Annotated in this window: 3 protein-coding genes and 2 rRNA genes; all 5 read left to right on the plus strand. The window is 65.7% G+C overall.

Annotated features, from left to right (window positions below; all coding sequences use genetic code 11):
- Positions 1–94: ribosomal RNA gene (locus CA983_RS42230) — 23S ribosomal RNA — on the plus strand; the annotation flags it as partial.
- Between the two features lie 86 nt (positions 95–180).
- Positions 181–297 (plus strand): 5S ribosomal RNA (rrf, locus tag CA983_RS42235).
- Between the two features lie 143 nt (positions 298–440).
- Complete coding sequence (locus CA983_RS42240; protein ID WP_086605932.1) at positions 441–1,424, plus strand: pectate lyase family protein; 984 nt, start codon at positions 441–443, stop codon at positions 1,422–1,424.
- 9 nt (positions 1,425–1,433) lie between these two features.
- A complete protein-coding gene (locus CA983_RS42245; protein WP_086605933.1) occupies positions 1,434–2,078 on the plus strand; it encodes an HAD family hydrolase in 645 nt (214 codons plus the stop codon).
- Positions 2,079–2,153: 75 nt separating this feature from the next.
- Positions 2,154–2,939, plus strand: a 786-nt coding sequence (locus CA983_RS42250) for an MFS transporter (RefSeq protein WP_143645770.1), incomplete at its 3' end; no start/stop codon positions are given.

The following is a 2,939-nucleotide window of genomic DNA, read 5'->3' on the forward strand; positions in this document are numbered from 1 at the left end:
AGGCTCCCAGTAGACGACTGGGTTGATAGGCCGGATATGGAAGCACGGTAACGTGTGGAGTTGACCGGTACTAATAGGCCGAGGGCTTGTCCTCAGTTGCTCGCGTCCACTGTGTTGGTTCTGAAACCACGAACAGCCCCATGCTGCCACAGCGTGGTGCGGCTGACAGTTTCATAGTGTTTCGGTGGTTATAGCGTAGGGGAAACGCCCGGTTACATTCCGAACCCGGAAGCTAAGCCTTACAGCGCCGATGGTACTGCAGGGGGGACCCTGTGGGAGAGTAGGACGCCGCCGAACAAATATTGATGAAAGCCCCGTACCGGTTAATTCGGTACGGGGCTTTCTCTGTTGGACATGGCTGTAATCCGATGTTGACATGCGCATAACACACCCCTACCTTCGAGGCGACTGAAAGCGCTTTCTGTCGGAGGAGGTACCTCATGAGATCGTCCTCGTTAACGCTGTCGCTCGTCCTCCTGCTCGGTGCGTTGGGCCTCGGCGGTAAGGCGACGGCGGCCGGGCCGGCGCCGCTGGCCGAGACGGCTCCGACCGGGTTCGCCGCCGTCAACGCGCTCGGGCAGAGCGGCACCACGGGTGGGGCGGGCGGCCCGACGGTCACTGCCACCACGTCCGAGCAGTTCCTGCAGTACATCGACACCGTCGGGCCGCTGATCATCAAGGTGCAGGGCACCATCGACATCACCAGTAAGCAGGGTGTGCGGCCCGACAAGACCATCATCGGGGTCGGTTCGTCGGGTGTCATCAACGGTGGTGGGCTCGACTTCTACCGCTCGTACAACGTCATCGTGCGCAACATCAAGTTCACCAACGCCGAGGACGACGCGGTCAACGTCGGGCGGGAGTCGCATCACATCTGGATCGACCACAACGAGTTCGTCGCTCCCGTCGACGGGGCCCTCGACATCAACCGGGCGGCCGAGTACGTCACCGTGTCCTGGAACTGGTTCAACAAGACCGACAAGAACATGCTGATCGGGCACTCGGACGGGAACGGCGGCCAGGACGCCGGCAAGCTGAAGGTGAGCATCCACCACAACTTCTTCGACGGGTCGAAGCAGCGGAACCCGCGGGTGCGGTTCGGGGAGCCGGTGCACGTCTACAACAACTACTTCCGGAACAACGAGCTGTACGGGGTCGCGTCGACGATGAACGCCGGTGTGCTCGTCGAGGGGAACTACTTCGAGAACGTCCCCCATCCCTGCTACTCGGCCAGCGGGTATGCCGATTCCGGGCCGGGGCGGCTGGTGCAGCGCGGCAACCAGTTCGTGGGGTCGGGGACGTGCGAGACCAACGGCAGCGTGACCGAGCCGCGGACCTTCTACTCGTACACGCTGGATCCGGCGGCGAACGTGCCCTCGCTGGTGCGGGCCGGGGCCGGTGTCGGGAAGACCGGTGCCGTCTAGGGTCTGGTCATGCTCTATGACCTCGTGATCTTCGACAACGACGGTGTCCTCGTCGACAGTGAACCCATTTCCAACCGCCTCCTGGCCGCCTACCTCACCGAGCTGGGGCACCCGACGTCGTACGAGGACTCCATCCGGGACTACATGGGTTCCGCCATGCATCGGGTGCACGATCTGGTGGAGGAGCGGACCGGGCGGCGGTTGCCGGTGGACTTCGACGACGTGTTCCACGCTCGGGTCTTCGCGGCCTTCGAGCGGGACTTGAAGCCGGTGGCCGGTGTCGAGGAGGTCCTGCAGAAGCTTGCCGCCGACTCCGTGCCGTACTGCCTGGCGTCGTCCGGGAGTCATGAGCGGATCCGGGTGGGGCATCGGGCGACCGGGCTCGATCGGTGGTTCGACGAGGGGCGGATCTTCAGCTCGCAGGATGTGGGGAGGGGGAAGCCGGCTCCCGATCTGTTCCTGTACGCGGCCGAGCGGATGGGGGTCGCGCCGGAGCGCTGTGTCGTCGTCGAGGACAGTCCGCTGGGGGTGCGGGCGGCGGTTGCGGCGGGGATGGACGTGTACGGGTTCACCGCCATGACGCCGGCGGAGCGGCTGGCCGGGGCCGGGCGGCTCTTCTCCGACATGGGGGAGCTGACTGGGCTGCTCATGTGAGGACGTAGAAGCTGAATCAAATTCACCTTTGGCTGGATCTACCCACGAGTAAGCCGGGGCCCTACGCTCGCCGCCATGACTGATGTGCTGCGGCGCGGCAGAGCCTCGTTGGCGTTCAGCTTCTTGGTGCAGGGGGTCGCCTTCGCTCTGCTGGTGACGCGGATCCCGGCCATCCAGGACCGGTACGGAGTCTCCGACGCGCTGCTGCCCGCCTTCCTGGCCGCCGTGCCGATCCTCGCCGGGGTCGGGAGCGTGACCACCGAGCGGCTGGTGAAGCGGGTGCGGCCGAGCCGGCTGCTGCGGTGGTCCCAGCCTGTGGTGCTGCTGGCGCTGCTCGGGGTCGGGGCCGGGGAGCGGATGGTGGAACTGGGCGTGGCGCTCGCGGCGTTCGGGCTCGCCGTCGGGGTGCTGGACGCGTCGATGAACATGCTCGGGGTGAGCCTTCAGCGGTCGTACGGGCGCAGCATCATGCTCAGTTTCCACGCGGCCTACAGCCTGGGCGGGATCGTGGGGGCCTCGCTGGCGTGGGTAGGGGCGCACTGGGATCTGGCGTTGTGGGTTTCGTATCTGCCGGTCGTGGCGGTACTGCTGCCGGCGGTGCTGGTGGGGAGCCGGTGGTACGTCGACGACGAGGCTGCGGCGCCGGCGGTGGAGGGGAAGGCGGGCGAGGGGCAGGTCGTCGTCTTCAAGTGGCTGTTGCCGCTGTGTCTGGTGATGATCGTGGCGTATATCGGGGATTCCACGGTTTCCAACTGGAGCGCGAAGTACCTGAAGGATGTGCTCGGGTCTTCGGAGCAGATGGCGACCGTGCCGTACAACGTGTACATGGTCACCACGCTGCTGGGGCGGGCGATCGGGGAC

It is taken from the genome of Streptomyces swartbergensis, from assembly GCF_002148965.1.
GTDB classification, from domain to species: Bacteria; Actinomycetota; Actinomycetes; order Streptomycetales; family Streptomycetaceae; genus Streptomyces; species Streptomyces swartbergensis.

What these genes read in the sequence shown, in the direction of transcription:
- CA983_RS42240 (WP_086605932.1), top strand. Translation starts at nt 441, where the DNA reads ATGAGATCGTCCTCGTTAACGCTGTCGCTCGTCCTCCTGCTCGGTGCG.
- CA983_RS42245 (WP_086605933.1), top strand. Translation starts at nt 1,434, where the DNA reads ATGCTCTATGACCTCGTGATCTTCGACAACGACGGTGTCCTCGTCGAC.